Consider the following 14519-nt stretch of genomic DNA (forward strand, 5'->3'; position numbering starts at 1 on the left):
CGGGCCAGCCGCTCGCGCCACCGGCCCCACACCTCGCCCGAGACGCCGGCGGGGGCGTCGTCGGCGAACGGGTCGGCGGACGCGTCCGCCACCGTCCCCGCCAGGCCCGGCTGGTCGCGCACCCACCGGGAGAGGTCGTACAGCGCCTTCTCGGCGCGGATCGGCTCGGAGTCGTAGCCGAGCAGAAACACTTCCGCCGACGGATCGCCCGGCCGCTTCAGCAGCCTGTCGTAGACGCCCGTCCAGGTGAGCTCGGCGATGGCGGCCAGCGGGATGATCGTCTGGACGGCCGTGTAGTAGTAGGCGACGGCGTCCACCAGGCGCTGGACGGCGGCCAGGAGTTCGGCCGCCGGAGCCGCTGCGACGTCGATCCGGCCATCGGCGTCCACCTCCGCGCGGTAGTCGCCCAGCCGCGCGCGCCACCGTTCCTCGATCCACGATCCGCCGCCACCAAGCACCTTCTGGATCGCCGTCGGGGTCATCTTCAGCATCGCACCGAAGGCGGAGTAGCTGTACCGGTAGAACGCATACCCGTTGATCGTGGGAAAGCCGATGTCGCTGGACTCGCCGCCGGGAACCAACTCCGCCAGCATCCGGTTCAACCCGGCGGGCACCGCGCGCTCCATCAGGCCGGCGAACAGCGGCGTCAGGGGGTCGGGCAGCTGTTCGGTGATCGACGCCCGGAAGTACAGGCCCTTGCGCGGCACCGGCCACTCGAGGGGGACCGGTCCGGTCCGCGGCGGCAGCGCGGTGATCGGACGCGACTGCACCAGCAGGAACTCCTCACCGGCTCGCGTCCACTCGATGTCCTGCGGAGCCCCGAAGTGCGCCGCGACGCTCTCGCCGAGTGCGGCCAGCCGTAGCGCTGCCGCATCGTCCAGCACCGGGAGGCTCCGTTCCGCGCCGGTCTGCGACGTCCGCGTCCGCCCCCTCCCCACCGACGTGTCAGACGCTGTGTCGCCTCTGGCCGCCCGAGGTTCCGGCTCCTCGGCGGCGACGGGATCGATGCGGACAGCCTTGTCGGCGACACGGGAGCTGAGGACGCGGTGGGCGTCGGTGTCGACGACGATCGTGTCGGTGTCCACCAGGCCGGAGACGACGGCCTCGCCGAGGCCCCAGGCCGCCGTGATCACGGTCTCCTCGGTACGGCCGTTGGCCGGGTTGGCCGTGAACATCACGCCGGCGGCGTCCGCGGGAACCAGCCGCTGCACGACGACGGCCAGGGACGCCTCGCCGACGCCGTGCTGCGCGCGGTACCAGATCGCCCGGTCCGTCCACAGGGACGCCCAGCAGTCGCGGACGGCGGCGAGCAGCGCCTCGGCACCGACCACATTCAGGTAGGTGTCCTGCTGGCCGGCGAAGCTGGCCTCGGCCAGGTCCTCCGCGGTCGCGGACGAGCGGACGGCGACCGGGCCGCCGCCCAGCTGCGCGTACGCGTCGGTGATGGCGTCGGCCAGGTCGGGAGCGAGCGCAGCCCCGCCGAACAGATCGGCGACACGGGAGGCGGCGGGGCCGGCCGGCCGGTCCGAGGTGAGGGCCGCTGCCGCGTCCGCGATCGCCTCGGCCAGGTGGTGGTCGGCAACGAAGCTGTCGTAGGCGACCGTCGTCACCACGAAGCCGTCCGGGACGGGGAAGCCGCCGCGGACCAGTTCACCCAGATTCGCGCCCTTGCCGCCGGCGACGGCGACGTCCGCCCTGCCGAGGTCCGCCAGCCACCTGATCTCCTGCACCATGTCCGCTCCCATACCCACCTCGCCCGGTGCGGGCGTCCAGGTACCACTCTGCTCCTGAACGGGTCCGGCTGAACGGGTCCGGGCGCTGCCACGCCGAAACCGGCGCTGCGCCGGCCGGAGCCTGCCGCCGCGGCCACCGTCGTCCGCCCCGGCAGTGTCGCTCCCGACCTGTCGGAGTCTCAGCCCGTCGTCGGCGGCGAGGATTCCGACACGTCGGCGAGAGCCCCGGTGCCGTCGACCGGATCGGCCGCGTCGGGGAGACGCCGGACGGTGAGGCTCCCGTACTCGGCACGCTCGAGCAGCCGTGGGTTGGTCCCCTCGGAGAGCCATTCCTCGACGGTGGCGGGCAGGTCCAGGGCCACCGGGTCGAAGAGGTTGGTGACCACGACGGGCAACAGCAGCGCGTGCGGCTCGGCCGGCTGTATGGGCCCCACCACCAGCGCGCGCCCGACCAGGCCCTGGTCGGTGAGGAAGAGCACCTCGTCGAGCTGGGACAGCTGCTCCGGGCAGGTGTGCATCGACAGGCCCACCGCCACGTCGCCCGACTCGGCGAGCACGCCGGCGAGCGCCCGCGGGTCGTCGGGGCCGAGATGGACGAGCCAGCGGTTCGGGGGGTGCTCGGTGTCGCGGATCGACCGGATCACCTTCACCACGTCGAGCTGGTTCGCCTTGAGCCAGCGGGCCAGCGTGCGCCGGGCGTTGCGCCGCGTCCGCGCGTCTGCACCGGTGCTCTCCAGGTACCACGCCAGCGCGCTGCTCGCGTAGTCGATCACCGCCACCGGACGGGCGGAGCGGATGGCATCGAGAGCGGGACGCAGCCCCGTCCCCTGCGCGAGCAGGATCGCGAGCGTCGCCGACGGTGCCCGGTTCACCCCCATGTGGCAGTGCACCAGGACCTTGGCGGAGGGGTCGGCCATGGCCGCGTCCACCCATTCCACGAGGTCGCCGAACCAGGGACCGCCGATCTTCTGGCCGGCGTCGGCCACGCGGTGGTGGAGGTAGCGGACCTCGGGCGCCCAGCCCTCGACGAGGGTCTCGTCGCTCCATTCCTCGCGCAGGTCGACGATGTGGGTGATGCCGGCGGCCACCAGCTCGTCGAGCTGCTGCCGCGCCAGCGAGAACCGGGGCGAGAGGTCGCCGCCGACCGCCAGCCGGTCCGTCACGAAGTTCGCGTTGGCGAGCACGAACACCGTCGGCGACGCCGACGAACCGGGGGCAGGCTCGGTCATGCCCCCATCATGCCCCGTGCGGCTCGGGTCGTCCCGACTGCCCGCCGGCGGCGGTGCTCTCCCGGACGACCAGGCGGACGGCCATCCGGCGGCTGCGCGGACGCGGCCGGGCCGGTTCTGCGCGACCGGCGACCAGCTCGAGCAGGGCGCGGGCCGCCGCGCGGCCCTTGGCGTCGACATCCTGGCGGACCGTGGTGAGCGTCGGTCGCGTCCGGAGGGCGAGCGGGTGGTCGTCGAAGCCGACCACGGCCAGGTCGCCGGGGACGGACAGGCCCGCATCCGACGCGGCGGCCAGCACGTTCTGCGCCATCACATCGGTCAGGCACAGCACGGCGGTGGGCCGGTCGGGCCGGGTCAGCAGCGGCACGATCGCCCGCGCCGCGGAGTCCTCCGGCTGGTTGACCACCAGCGGCACCACCCCGGCCGCCGACAGCCCTTCCTGCCAGCCGGCCAGACGCTCCGAGATCACCCGGTGCCGGGCGGTCGCGGTCGGGAGGGTGCCCTCGACCACGCCCGGCTCGGCGCCGAAGCCCGGCGTCAGCAGCGCCACTCTGCGGTGCCCCAGCCCGACGACGTGCTCGGCCGCCGCCCTGGCCCCGCCCCGGTCGTCGATCGTGATCGTCACCTCGCCCTCCGGGGCGTCCATGTCGACGTACACCAGGGGTAGCTCGCGGCGTTGCAGCCAGTCCAGTGCGGGCAGTTCGGGGTCGCAGGAGAAGGCGATCGCCCCGTCCAGCGCCACGTCGCGGGCCGGCACCACCGGCCCGTCCGTGCTGGCCGGCACCAACGTCAGGGCCAGCCCTGAGCTGCCCAGTTCGTCCGCCACCGCACCGAGGAACCGGGCCGACACCTCGTCGGCCAACGCCGTCCGCAGCGCGCTGGCCCACAGCACGCCGATCGTCCCCGTCGTGCCGGTGGCCAGCGACCGGGCGGACGGGTCGGGCCCCAGGTAGCCGAGTTCGGCCGCGACGGCGAGGATCCGCGTCCGCAACCCGTCGGACAGCTGGTCGGGACGCGAGAACGCGTTGGAGACGGTCATCCGGCTCACCCCGACCCGGTCGGCGATCGACTGCAACGTCACCCTGGCCATCGGCGTCCTTCCAGCTTGCACGGTGTTGCCCACGAGGATATCTTTACCGGTACAGCTTCTGTATCGGTAAAGAAAGGACCGCGATGCCTCTCCCGTCCGCCATCGCCGCTGATCGCGACTGGTGGCGCCACGCCGTGGTGTACCAGATCTACCCGCGCAGCTTCGCCGACAGCAACGGCGACGGCGTGGGCGACATCAACGGCATCCGCTCGCGCCTGCCCCACCTGGCCTCCCTCGGTGTCGACGCGATCTGGATCAATCCCTGGTACCCCTCGCCGATGCAGGACGCCGGCTACGACGTGTCCGACTACCGCGCGATCGAGCCGGTCTTCGGCACCATGGCGGACGCGGAGGCGATGGTCGCCGAGGCGCACGACGCCGGCATCCGGGTGATCCTCGACATCGTCCCCAACCACACCTCCGACCAGCACCGCTGGTTCATCGCGGCGCTCGCCGCCGGGCCGGGCTCACCCGAGCGGGACCGCTACATCTTCCGGGACGGACGTGGGAACGACGGCGAGGCTCCCCCCAACGACTGGCGCAGCGAGTTCGGCGGCCCGGCGTGGACGCGCGTCACCGAAGCGGACGGCCGGCCCGGCCAGTGGTACCTGCGGCTGTTCGCCCCCGGACAGCCGGACGTGAACTGGGACCACCCCGACATCCGCGCCGAGTTCGAGGAGACGCTGCGGTTCTGGTTCGACCGGGGCATCGACGGCTTCCGGATCGACGTCGCCCACGGCCTGGTCAAGGACGCGGACCTGCGCGACGTCGCCGGGATGCCCTTCCCGCTGCCGGAGGACACCCCGGAGGGCGTCGAGCACCCGCACTGGGACCAGCCGGGCGTCCACGACATCTTCCGCGAGTGGCGCGCGATCGCCGACTCCTACGCCGAGCCCAAGGCCTTCTGCGGCGAGATCTGGGTGGGCCGCGCCCACCGGCTCACCGCGTACCTGCGTCCGGACGAGCTGCACACGGCCTTCAACTTCAACTTCCTCACCTGCCCGTGGCTGGCTGCGCCGCTGCGCCAGGTGATCACGTCGACGCTGGCCGCGCACGAGTCCGTCGGCGCCCCGCCGACCTGGGTGCTCGGCAACCACGACGTCTGCCGGCCGGTGTCCCGCTACGCCCGGCCGCAGGAGCAGGTCACCGCGGGGTTCCCCAACCTGCAGCACTACCTGGGCCTGCCCTCCGACCTGGCGACCGGCCGCCGGCGCGCCCGCGCCGCCGCGCTGCTCAGCCTCGCCCTGCCCGGCGGCGCCTACCTCTACCAGGGCGAGGAGCTCGGCCTTCCCGAGGTCGAGGACATTCCGATGGAGGCTCGCCAGGACCCGACCGTCGCCGGCACCGGCGGGGAGGTGATCGGACGCGACGGCTGTCGCGTCCCCGTGCCGTGGACGACCGGCGGCGACTCGTTCGGGTTCGGCCCGGACGGCGGCGCCGCCCCGTGGCTGCCCCAGCCTGCCGACTGGGGCACCTACAGCGTCGAGGCCGCCGAGGCCGACCCGGAGTCCTCGCTCGCGCTGTACCGGCGGGCACTGGCGCTGCGCTCGCGCGTGCCGGCGCTGGGCGAGGGGACGATGACCTGGCTGGACGCGGGGGCGGACGCGCTCGCGTTCACCCGCGAGCCGGGCTTCGGCTGCTGGGTCAACCTCGGCTCGCTGCCGCTGCCGCTGCCGGACGGCGCGCGCGTCCTGCTGGCCAGCGACGAGCTCCTGGACGGGATGCTGCCCGCCGACACCACCGCCTGGGTCGAGCTGGCCTGAGGCTGGCGGACCACGGTGCCGGCGACGTCGTCTCATCCACCACTCCGGGCCGGCACCGTGCCGCAGCCAGCCGCAGCTCGGGCGGAGGAGGCTGTTCGTGGCGGGCGGCGGCGTCCACCGCGAACCGGAAGTTGAGACTGGCAGGTCCCGGCTGCGGCGCGACGAGGGGCCGGGGACGCGGTCGCGTCCCCGGCCCCTCGGCCTGTCTGAACTCCTACTCGGTGGCGGCGACCTTCGCCGGCGCCACGACGACGGGCTCGGCCACGGACAGTCGCAACGCCCAGCCGAGAATGGCCGCCAGGACGCCGACGCCGACCGCGAACAGCGCGACGCCGAAGGCGATCACCGAGGTGAACAGCGAAGCCCGCAGGAAGGAGCCGTTCATCGCGGTGGTGCGCAACGGGTCGTCCTTGTCGAGCTCGGCGTAGGTCTTGCCACCGGTCGCCTCCAGGGCGTGGTGGCTGATCATGTCGGCCTGCACGAAGGCGGTGACCGGGTCGGCCACATGCGCGCCGGCCAGCATGTAGGCGTCGGAGGACACCGTGATGTTCTCGGCAGCGAGCTTGGTGCTCACCATGCCCCAGGTGACCGCGCCGGCGACGACGAAGACCAGGCCGAGGATGATGCTGACGAGACCGAGCGTCCGCACCTTCGTGGCGGAACCGGCCGAAACACTGGACATATCTATCTCCACTCCATCTGTTGGGGGATCGGGTGCCACCCTGCACCCGGGCGGAGGTTAGCCTAACCTACGCATTGTTGCGTATTCAACTGGCATCGGCGCTGATCAGCCCAGAAATCCTCGCCGACGCTGATCCAGTCCGTGATAGCCGGTGGTCGCAGGATGGCCGAGCCCTAGGGTGAGGGCACCATGAGCGTCCTGATCGTCACCGAATCGCTGTTCGGGAACACCCTCCACGTCGCGGAGGCGATCGGCGCCGGGATCGCGGAGGTGCGGGGACGGGGAAGTGTCCGCGTCCTGCACGCGTCCTGCGCGCCGGAGGAACTCCCCGCCGATCTCGACCTGCTCGTGGTCGGTGCACCCACCCACACGCTGTCCCTGCCGGACGCGGGGACCAGGGCGGACGCGATCCGCAGGGGGGCGGCCGCCGACGCGCACGCGGGCGTCCGGGAGTGGATCGACCACGTCACCATTCCGGACCGGGTCAGCGTGGCGACCTTCGACACCTCCGTCCACTCCCGGATCCAGCTGGGGACGGCCGCGCGCGCCGCGGCCAGGGCGCTGCGCCGTCGCGGAGCCCGGACCACCGTCGGCCCGTCCTTCTGGGTGACCGGAATGGAGGGCCCACTGGCCGACGGCGAGCTCACCCGCGCCACGGAGTGGGGACGCCGCCTCGCCAGGGAGACCCTCGCCGTCCGCTGACCCCCGAACCACGGCAGGAGGGGACGGCGCGTCCCTGCCCTGGGGCGGATTTCGGGCAGCGGCGACGGAGGGGGTGTCGTTGGCCGTACGGTGGGAGCGAGAGAACCGGGAGGATCTGCCGTGCAGAAGCGGAGCATCGGAAGCCGTGAGGTCAGCGCGATCGGACTGGGCGGGATGCCGATGTCCATCGAGGGACGGCCGGACCGGCAGCGTTCCATCGCCACCATCCACGCAGCCCTGGACGCGGGCGTCACCCTCATCGACACCGCGGACGCCTACTGCCTCGGGGCCGACGAGGTCGGGCACAACGAGGTCCTGATCGCCGAGGCGCTGCGCTCCTACGGCGCCGACACCAGCCATGTCCTGGTTGCGACCAAGGGCGGCCACCTGCGTCCGGGCGACGGCAGCTGGCAGCAGAACGGCGACCCGGCGTACCTCAGGTCGGCCGCCGCCGCCTCCGCAGCGCGGCTGGGCGTGGAGAGCATCGGGCTGTACCAGTTCCACCGGCCCGACCCGAAGGTGCCCTACGCGGAGTCGATCGGCGCGCTCGCGGACCTCCTCGACGCCGGGCTGATCCAGATGGCGGGCATCTCGAACGCCTCGGTCGCCCAGATCGACATCGCCCGCGGCATCCTCGGCGAGGACCTGGTCTCGGTGCAGAACCAGTTCAGCCCGCAGCACACCGACAGCTTCGCCGAACTCGAGTACTGCGCTTCTCTCGGACTGGCCTTCCTGCCGTGGAGCCCGCTGGGCGGAATCCGGCGCGCGGGGCAGGTCGGCGCGACCCAGAGCGTCATGTCGGAAATCGCCAATGCGCGCGGCGTGACGCCCTACCAGGTCGTGCTGGCGTGGGAGCTCGCTCTCGCCCCCCAGGTCATCCCGATCCCCGGAGCGTCCCGCCCCGAGTCGATTGCCGATTCCGCACTCTCTTCGGATTTCGTACTGGATGAGGCCGAACTCGTCCGCATCAACAACTACCTGGCCTGAAGCCTGCGAAAACTGCCGGTCGGCGCCGACCGGGACGCAGGACGTGCCCGCTCGCACCGGATGGTCGTAATAATGCGTACTTCGAACAGGTCCCATACGGCCAGAGCGGGCCGCCGGAGCCAATACGATGAATTCACCGGGGGAAAGCAAGTGCCACCGGGTAGCCGTCGGGTCGGACAACGAACCGGGGGGAACGTAGGGGAACAGCAGGACACGGCTCCGCGAATCACGGACGAGCGCACGACTGGCATCTAGCGCACGACCCGGGAGGAACGCAGCAGTGGTTCCCAGGCTTCGAGGGCTACCCGATGTGGCAGGCACTTGGCCGGGGCCCGCGATTCGGGGGGATCGACGGGCTGGCCCGGTAATCCACAAAGGCAGAGGCCGGTCCGGAATAATCCGGGCCGGCTTCCGCCTTTCCCATGGGTCGGCGGCGAGTCCCGCCGACCCCGGCCGCCCGGCCCTCTCGCACCGCTCCCACCCGAAGGCCCACCAATGACCATCGATCAAGAGACCGCCGCGTCGACCGACCGGCTCCCCGCCCAGACCGTCCGGGTGCTGGCCGTGCTCCTGGTCGGCGCGTTCGTCGTGATCCTGAACGAGACCGCACTGAATGTCGCGCTCTCCCGGATCATGGCCGACCTGGCCATCGACGAACGGACCGCGCAGTGGCTCACCACCGGCTTCATGCTCACCATGGCCGTGGTGATCCCGGTCACCGGCTGGCTGATGGAGCGACTGCCCACCCGCACCGTGTTCACGCTGGCGATGTCGCTGTTCAGCGCAGGCACACTGGTGGCCGCGGTCGGCGGGGGCTTCCCCAGTCTCCTGGTCGGACGGATCGTGCAGGCCAGCGGCACGGCGATCATGATGCCCCTGCTGATGACCACGGTCATGGAACTCGTCCCCGCCCACCGCCGGGGCAGGGTGATGGGCACCATCAGCCTGGTGATCTCCGCGGCGCCCGCCATCGGCCCGACGATGTCCGGGGTCATCCTGCAGTTCCTGCCCTGGCGGTTCGTCTTCGCGATCGTGCTCCCGATCGCCCTGGCCATCCTCGCGATCGGGGCCCGCCAGGTGCCGAACCTGAACGAGCCGGTGCCGGTGAAGCTGGACCTCGTGAGCATCCCGCTCACCGCGATCGGCTTCGGCGGGCTCGTCTACGGGCTGAGCCAGGTGGGCAGCGCCAACAGCACCGGCATGGAGGTCGGGCTGGGTGCCGGGGTGGTCGGACTCGCACTGTTCGTCTGGCGCCAGCTCGTCCTGCAGCGGACGGACGAGGCGCTGCTCGACCTGCGCACGTTCACCCGGGCGATCTTCGCCCTGTCGATCGGGGTCATGGCGATCGCCATGGCCGTGCTGTTCGGCACGATTATCGCGCTCCCCCTGGTGCTGCAGCAGGTGATGCACGCGCCGCCCCTGTCCGTCGGCCTGCTCACGCTGCCCGGGGCGCTCCTGATGGGCCTCCTCGGCCCGGTGGTCGGGCGGCTCTACGACCGGGTCGGTCCGCGCTGGCTGATGGTGCCGGGCTCGCTGGCCGTGCTCGGCTCGTTCGGGCTGTTCACCCAGGTCTCGGTGTCGACGCCGTGGTGGGAGCTGCTCGCCGCGCACATCCTGCTGAGCCTGGGACTGGCCGCGCTGTTCACCCCGCTGTTCACCGTCTCCCTCGGCGCCCTCCCGCCGCACCTGTACGGGCACGGCTCGGCGATCGTCGGCACCATCCAGCAGGTCGCCGGGGCGGCGGGGACGGCACTCTTCGTGACCCTGATGTCGACCGTCGCGGCAGCCCAGCCCGCCGGCACACCCGCCGAGGTCGCGCTGGCCGCGGGGGCGCGGGCGTCCTTCCTCACCGTCGGCGCGCTGTGGCTGCTCGGCATCGTCGCGATCGTGTTCCTCCGCAAGCCGCCGGACTCCGAGGACGCCCCCGCACCCGGGCTGCACTGACCAGGCCACATCCGGTCCGGCGAGGGCTTCCCGACGCCGCCACCGACCGGAGCGGGCCGACCGCGGCTCCGGGAGCGCGTAGGGTTCGGCTGTGCCGACTCCAGATTTCATCCTCGCCCTGCGCGAGCAGGTCGGGACCACCCGGCTGTGGCTCTCCGGCTCGACCGCCGTGGTGGTCAGGGACGGGGACGCCGGCGAGGAGGTTCTTCTCGTCCGCCGCGCCGACAACGGGGAGTGGACGCCCGTCGCGGGCATCGTCGACCCGGGCGAACAGCCGCACGACGCGGCCGTCCGCGAGGTGGCCGAGGAGGCGGGGGTGACCGCGGCGGTCGAGCGCCTCGTCTGGCTGACCGTGACCGAGGTGATCACCTACGCCAACGGCGACGAGACCCAGTACATCGACCACGTCTTCCGCTGCCGGTGGGTGGACGGGGACCCGCACCCCGTCGACGGCGAGGCCTCCGAGGCCGCGTTCTTCGCCGTGGCGGCGCTGCCCTCGCTGTCGGCCCGGCACGCCGAACAGGTGCGGGTCGCCCTCGCCAACCGTCCGGAGGCCCGCCTCGGCTGACCCGTTCCCGGTTTCCTCCGCGCCCACCCGCCGGCCGCCCTCGACGGCGGGCTGCGCGTCGCGGTTGTGGACCGTGGAGGCCACCGGACGCCGCAGCCGCCCGCGAAACTCCGGTGGCCGGAACCCACGTCGGGAGCGTCCGCCGGTGGCGGCTGGTGAGTTGAGCGGGTAGCTCCGGCCGCGATGTGTGCGGGAGGATCGACGCATGAACACCCCGTGGAGCCCCCGATGAGCCTCGAGCTGGTTGCCATCATCGGCGTGGTGCTGGTCGTCGCCGTGTCGGTGATCGCGCCCCGGGTGGGCGTCGCGGCGCCGCTACTGCTGGTCGTGCTGGGCGTCGCAGTCACCTTCCTGCCCTTCGTGGACCGCGTGACGGTTCCTCCGGAGTGGATTCTCGGCGGCATCCTGCCGCCACTGCTGTACTCCACGGCGGTGAGCACCCCGTCCATGGAGTTCCGCAGGGACTTCCGGCTGATCTCGCTGTTCTCCGTGATCCTGGTGGTGATCACCGCCGTCCTGGTCGGCCTCGTGGCCTGCGCGCTCGTTCCGGGCCTGCCGCTGGGGATCGGGATCGCCCTCGGCGCGATCGTGAGCCCGACCGACGCGGTGGCGACCTCCGTGATCCGGCAGGCGGGGGTGTCCCAGCGGATCGTGACCGTCCTGGAGGGCGAGAGCCTGCTCAACGACGCCTCGGCCCTCGTCCTGCTGCGCTCGGCCGTCGCGGCCGTCGGCGTCTCGATCTCGATCTGGCAGGTGAGTGTCGACTTCCTCTGGGCCGTGGCCGCGGCCGTGGCGATCGGCTGGGTGGTGGGCGGGCTCAACCTGGCCATCCGGGCGCGGATCACGCAGGTGACCAGCAACGTCACGCTGTCGCTCGTGGTTCCCTTTCTGGCCTACCTGCCCGCCGAGCACCTCGACGCGTCGGGACTGGTCGCGACAGTCACCGCGGGCCTGGTCACCGGCTACGGAGCGCCGCGCCGGCTGGGCGCCGAGGAGCGGATCGCGGAGCGGACGGTGTGGCGCACCGTCGAGTTGCTGCTGGAGAGCGCGGTGTTCCTGCTCGTCGGCCTGGAGGCGCCCAGCCTCGCGGCGGATGTCGTCGAGGCCGGCGGCGGGCTGGGGCTCGCGGTGCTGGTCGCCGTTCTGGCCGCGACCTGTGCGATCGCGATCCGGGCCGGGTTCGTCGCGTGGTCGCTGTGGTCGCTGGCCCGACGCAACCGGAGGGCGCCAGCGGTGCGGGACCGGCTCGCCGAACTGCAGGAGCAGATCGCGGACGGGCAGGTGCCGGACTTCGGTGCGTCCGACCCGCAGCTCGCCCAGGGCGGCGGGAACCACCGGAAATCCCGGCGTCGTGCCCGCCAGATGGCGCGCCGCGCCTCCGCGGGAGCCGTGTCCAGCGAGGAGCGGGTCAGCCGCTGGCAGCAGATGCTGCGCAAGCGGGTGGCGGACCTCGACTATCTGGCCGCCGAGAAGCTCGGCTGGCGCGAGGGCGTGATGCTGGTCTGGGCGGGCATGCGCGGAGCGGTCACGATCGCCGCAGCGCAGACCCTGCCCTCGGACACCCAGCACCGGTCGCTGCTGATCCTGGTCGCCACCCTGGTGGCCGTCGGCACGCTGCTCATCCAGGGGTCGACGCTCGGCTGGCTCGCCGACAGGCTGGGCCTCACCGGCCGCGCGGGCGAGGTCGACCCCGAGCAGTGGGACGCGCTGCAGGCAGAACTCAACCGCGCCGCGTTCGACCGGCTCACCTCGGGCGAGCTCACCAGCTTCCCGCCGGAACTCGTCGAGAAGGCCCGGTCGAGGATTGCCAGGACGCCCCGTCCCGACGACGACGACTTCCGTCCCGGCAGCCCGGCGATGAAGGCCCGCATGGAGCAGTTCCAGAGGCTGCGACTCGACCTGATCGGCGCCCAGCGGGACGCGCTGCTCGACCTCCGCGATCTCGGGGCGTACCCGTCCGCGGTGCTCGACGCGGCGCTGGCGCAGCTGGATGCCGACCAGATCGGCATCGAACTCCACCAGCACTGAGCCCTCCTCCCCCGGGCGCCACCGAACCCCGGTCGCACCCCGAGCCGATCGCGCCGCGGATCACGCCCGCGGTGCCGGACGGCACGACCGCGCGCTGCGGCAGGGTCAGGTCGCCGGCGCGGGCGCGGTGCGCACGATGAAGTCGAGCGCGGTGCGCGCGACCTCGGACCATCCGTGGTCGATCGTCAGCGAGTGGCCCCGGTTCGGCAGGACGACCAGTTCCGTGAGCCCCTCGTTCTTCTGCTGCAGCTGGAAAGCCTGTTCGGTGGGCTTCACCGGCACGGTGTGGTCGGCCTCGCCGCCGATGATCAGGAGCGGGCCGCGGTCGGGATTGCGGGTGTCCACGCGGGTCTCGGCGAACGGGTTCAGGTTCGCGGTGACCACCTGGAAGATCGGGTTGCCCGAGGCGGCCACGTGGAACTCCTCGTAGAGCTCCCGCGCCTCGTCCTCGTCGAGCGCGTTCGCCCAGCCGTACTGGAACTCCTCGAAGGAGAGCGTGACGCCGTGCCGGAGGCTGCTCGGGTGGGCCACGACGGGAGCGGAGGACTTCAGCGACGACAGCGGCACCGAGAGGACGCCCTGGAACGGCGCCGGGTCGATGGCGACCGTTGCGGCGGAGTGTCCCTCCCCGGCCAGCTTCTGCGCGATGAGTCCGCCGAAGGAGTGCCCCACCACAGCGGGCCTGGCCTGCAGCCGCTCGATCGCCTCGATGTAGTGGTCGGTCACCTCCTGCACCATCTTCCGCGCGAACGCGTCCGGGTTGCCGCGGGCCTCCTCGATCGAGGCCGGATCGTCGGGCCAGCCCGGCGCGACGGTGGTGAAACCGGCTTCCTCGAACATCGCCCGCCAGCGGTCCCAACTGCTGGAGAGCAGCCACAGGCCGTGGACGAACACGACCGGGCGAAGCCCGGAGGCGTTGGCCCGCTCGATCTCGGTGACTTCCAGAGGCGTGAGCGTCATGGTGGATCTCCTTCTGCAGGGCAGTCCGTTGGCTGCGACGCTATTCGCCGGCCCGGCCGGGGGCATCCGTAGGAGCTACGTAGTCGGGTACCGGGCCTGGGTGGTCCACGGTTCCCAGGACGTCGGCCAGCTGGCCACGTTCGGAGATGCCGAGCTTGCGGAAGCTGGCGTACAGATGGGTCTCCACCGTCCGCGGCGACAGGAACAGGCGCTGGGCGATCTGCCTGTTGGTGAGACCGGACGCGGCGAAGCCGGCGATGCGATCCTCCTGCGGAGTGAGGATCGAGCGTCCGGACACCGGTGGGTACGGGAGCCGCTCCCCCGTCGCCCGCAGCTCGTCCCTCGAACGCTGCTCCCAGGCCGGGGCGGGCATGGCCGCGAACGCGTCCAGTGCACCGCGCAGGTGGCGACGCGCCTCGGGAATGCGGCGCAGGCGTCGGAACCGGGTGCCCAGTCCCAGCTGCGCGCGGGCGTGCAGGAAGGGCACCGGAATGGGGGCCAAGGCCAGCTCCTCCGCGACCCGGTCGAGGTCCTCCGCACCGGCGAGGGCGCACTGGGCATAACGATCGGCACTCACCGCGACCGGGGCCATCCACCGGTCCCGTGCGCGCGCGGCCACCTCGGCGCGTTCGCTCGCCAGGGCACGATCCCCCACCCCCAGCGCCGCATCGATCGCGTCCGCCGTCGTGACCAGCGCGAACATGGTGTGGTGGGTCGGTGCCCCCGGATCCCAGATCCGGGCGAGGCTCGCCAGCGCATCCGCGAACTCCCCGTTCACGAGGGACGCCAGGCCCTTTGCGGCGGCCATCGTCGCGAGCACCGTGCTGCTCCGC

Annotated in this window: 12 protein-coding genes; 6 read left to right on the forward strand and 6 right to left on the reverse strand. The window is 72.3% G+C overall.

What is annotated here, in order from left to right; genetic code table 11:
* The 3 genes from QM633_RS05095 to QM633_RS05105 form a co-directional block, all read right to left on the reverse strand.
* On the reverse strand, positions 1 to 1733 hold a 1733-nt coding region (locus QM633_RS05095; RefSeq protein ID WP_415152646.1), incomplete at its 3' end, for a PEP/pyruvate-binding domain-containing protein.
* A gap of 179 nt (positions 1734 to 1912) precedes the next feature.
* A complete protein-coding gene (locus tag QM633_RS05100; RefSeq protein ID WP_415152647.1) occupies positions 1913 to 2962 on the reverse strand; it encodes a dual specificity protein phosphatase family protein in 1050 nt (349 codons plus the stop codon).
* 7 nt (positions 2963 to 2969) lie between these two features.
* Positions 2970 to 4085: a LacI family DNA-binding transcriptional regulator gene (locus tag QM633_RS05105; protein WP_415152648.1), complete on the reverse strand. Its 1116-nt coding sequence runs from the start codon at positions 4083 to 4085 to the stop codon at positions 2970 to 2972.
* Between the two features lie 50 nt (positions 4086 to 4135).
* Between QM633_RS05105 and QM633_RS05110 the strand changes: the two genes are divergently transcribed.
* A complete protein-coding gene (locus QM633_RS05110) occupies positions 4136 to 5815 on the forward strand; it encodes an alpha-amylase family glycosyl hydrolase (RefSeq protein WP_415152649.1) in 1680 nt (559 codons plus the stop codon).
* 214 nt (positions 5816 to 6029) lie between these two features.
* Here QM633_RS05110 and QM633_RS05115 read toward each other — a convergent pair whose 3' ends face one another.
* A complete protein-coding gene (locus QM633_RS05115) occupies positions 6030 to 6497 on the reverse strand; it encodes an aromatic ring-opening dioxygenase LigA (protein WP_415152650.1) in 468 nt (155 codons plus the stop codon).
* Between the two features lie 189 nt (positions 6498 to 6686).
* On the opposite strand from QM633_RS05115, the gene QM633_RS05120 reads away from it, so the two are divergent.
* From QM633_RS05120 to QM633_RS05140, 5 genes are all read left to right on the forward strand, one after another.
* Entirely contained in the window at positions 6687 to 7199 is a 513-nt protein-coding gene (locus QM633_RS05120; protein WP_415152651.1) for a flavodoxin family protein, read from the forward strand.
* A gap of 120 nt (positions 7200 to 7319) precedes the next feature.
* Positions 7320 to 8186 (forward strand): aldo/keto reductase, encoded by an 867-nt coding sequence (locus QM633_RS05125; RefSeq protein ID WP_415152652.1) that lies wholly within the window; start codon positions 7320 to 7322, stop codon positions 8184 to 8186.
* Between the two features lie 495 nt (positions 8187 to 8681).
* Positions 8682 to 10130 (forward strand): MDR family MFS transporter, encoded by a 1449-nt coding sequence (locus QM633_RS05130; protein WP_415152653.1) that lies wholly within the window; start codon positions 8682 to 8684, stop codon positions 10128 to 10130.
* Positions 10131 to 10221: 91 nt separating this feature from the next.
* Positions 10222 to 10698, forward strand: a complete 477-nt coding sequence (locus tag QM633_RS05135; protein WP_415152654.1) for an NUDIX hydrolase — start codon at positions 10222 to 10224, stop codon at positions 10696 to 10698.
* A gap of 228 nt (positions 10699 to 10926) precedes the next feature.
* On the forward strand, positions 10927 to 12726 hold the full coding sequence (locus QM633_RS05140; protein WP_415152655.1) for a cation:proton antiporter: 1800 nt from the start codon (positions 10927 to 10929) through the stop codon (positions 12724 to 12726).
* 105 nt (positions 12727 to 12831) lie between these two features.
* Here QM633_RS05140 and QM633_RS05145 read toward each other — a convergent pair whose 3' ends face one another.
* Together QM633_RS05145 and QM633_RS05150 are read right to left on the reverse strand one after the other, a co-directional pair.
* Positions 12832 to 13686 (reverse strand): alpha/beta hydrolase, encoded by an 855-nt coding sequence (locus QM633_RS05145; RefSeq protein ID WP_415152656.1) that lies wholly within the window; start codon positions 13684 to 13686, stop codon positions 12832 to 12834.
* A gap of 40 nt (positions 13687 to 13726) precedes the next feature.
* On the reverse strand, positions 13727 to 14519 hold a 793-nt coding region (locus tag QM633_RS05150; protein WP_415152657.1), incomplete at its 5' end, for a helix-turn-helix transcriptional regulator.

The sequence above is a fragment of the Propionicimonas sp. genome (assembly GCF_047606205.1).
Classification (GTDB): Bacteria; Actinomycetota; Actinomycetes; order Propionibacteriales; family Propionibacteriaceae; genus Propionicimonas.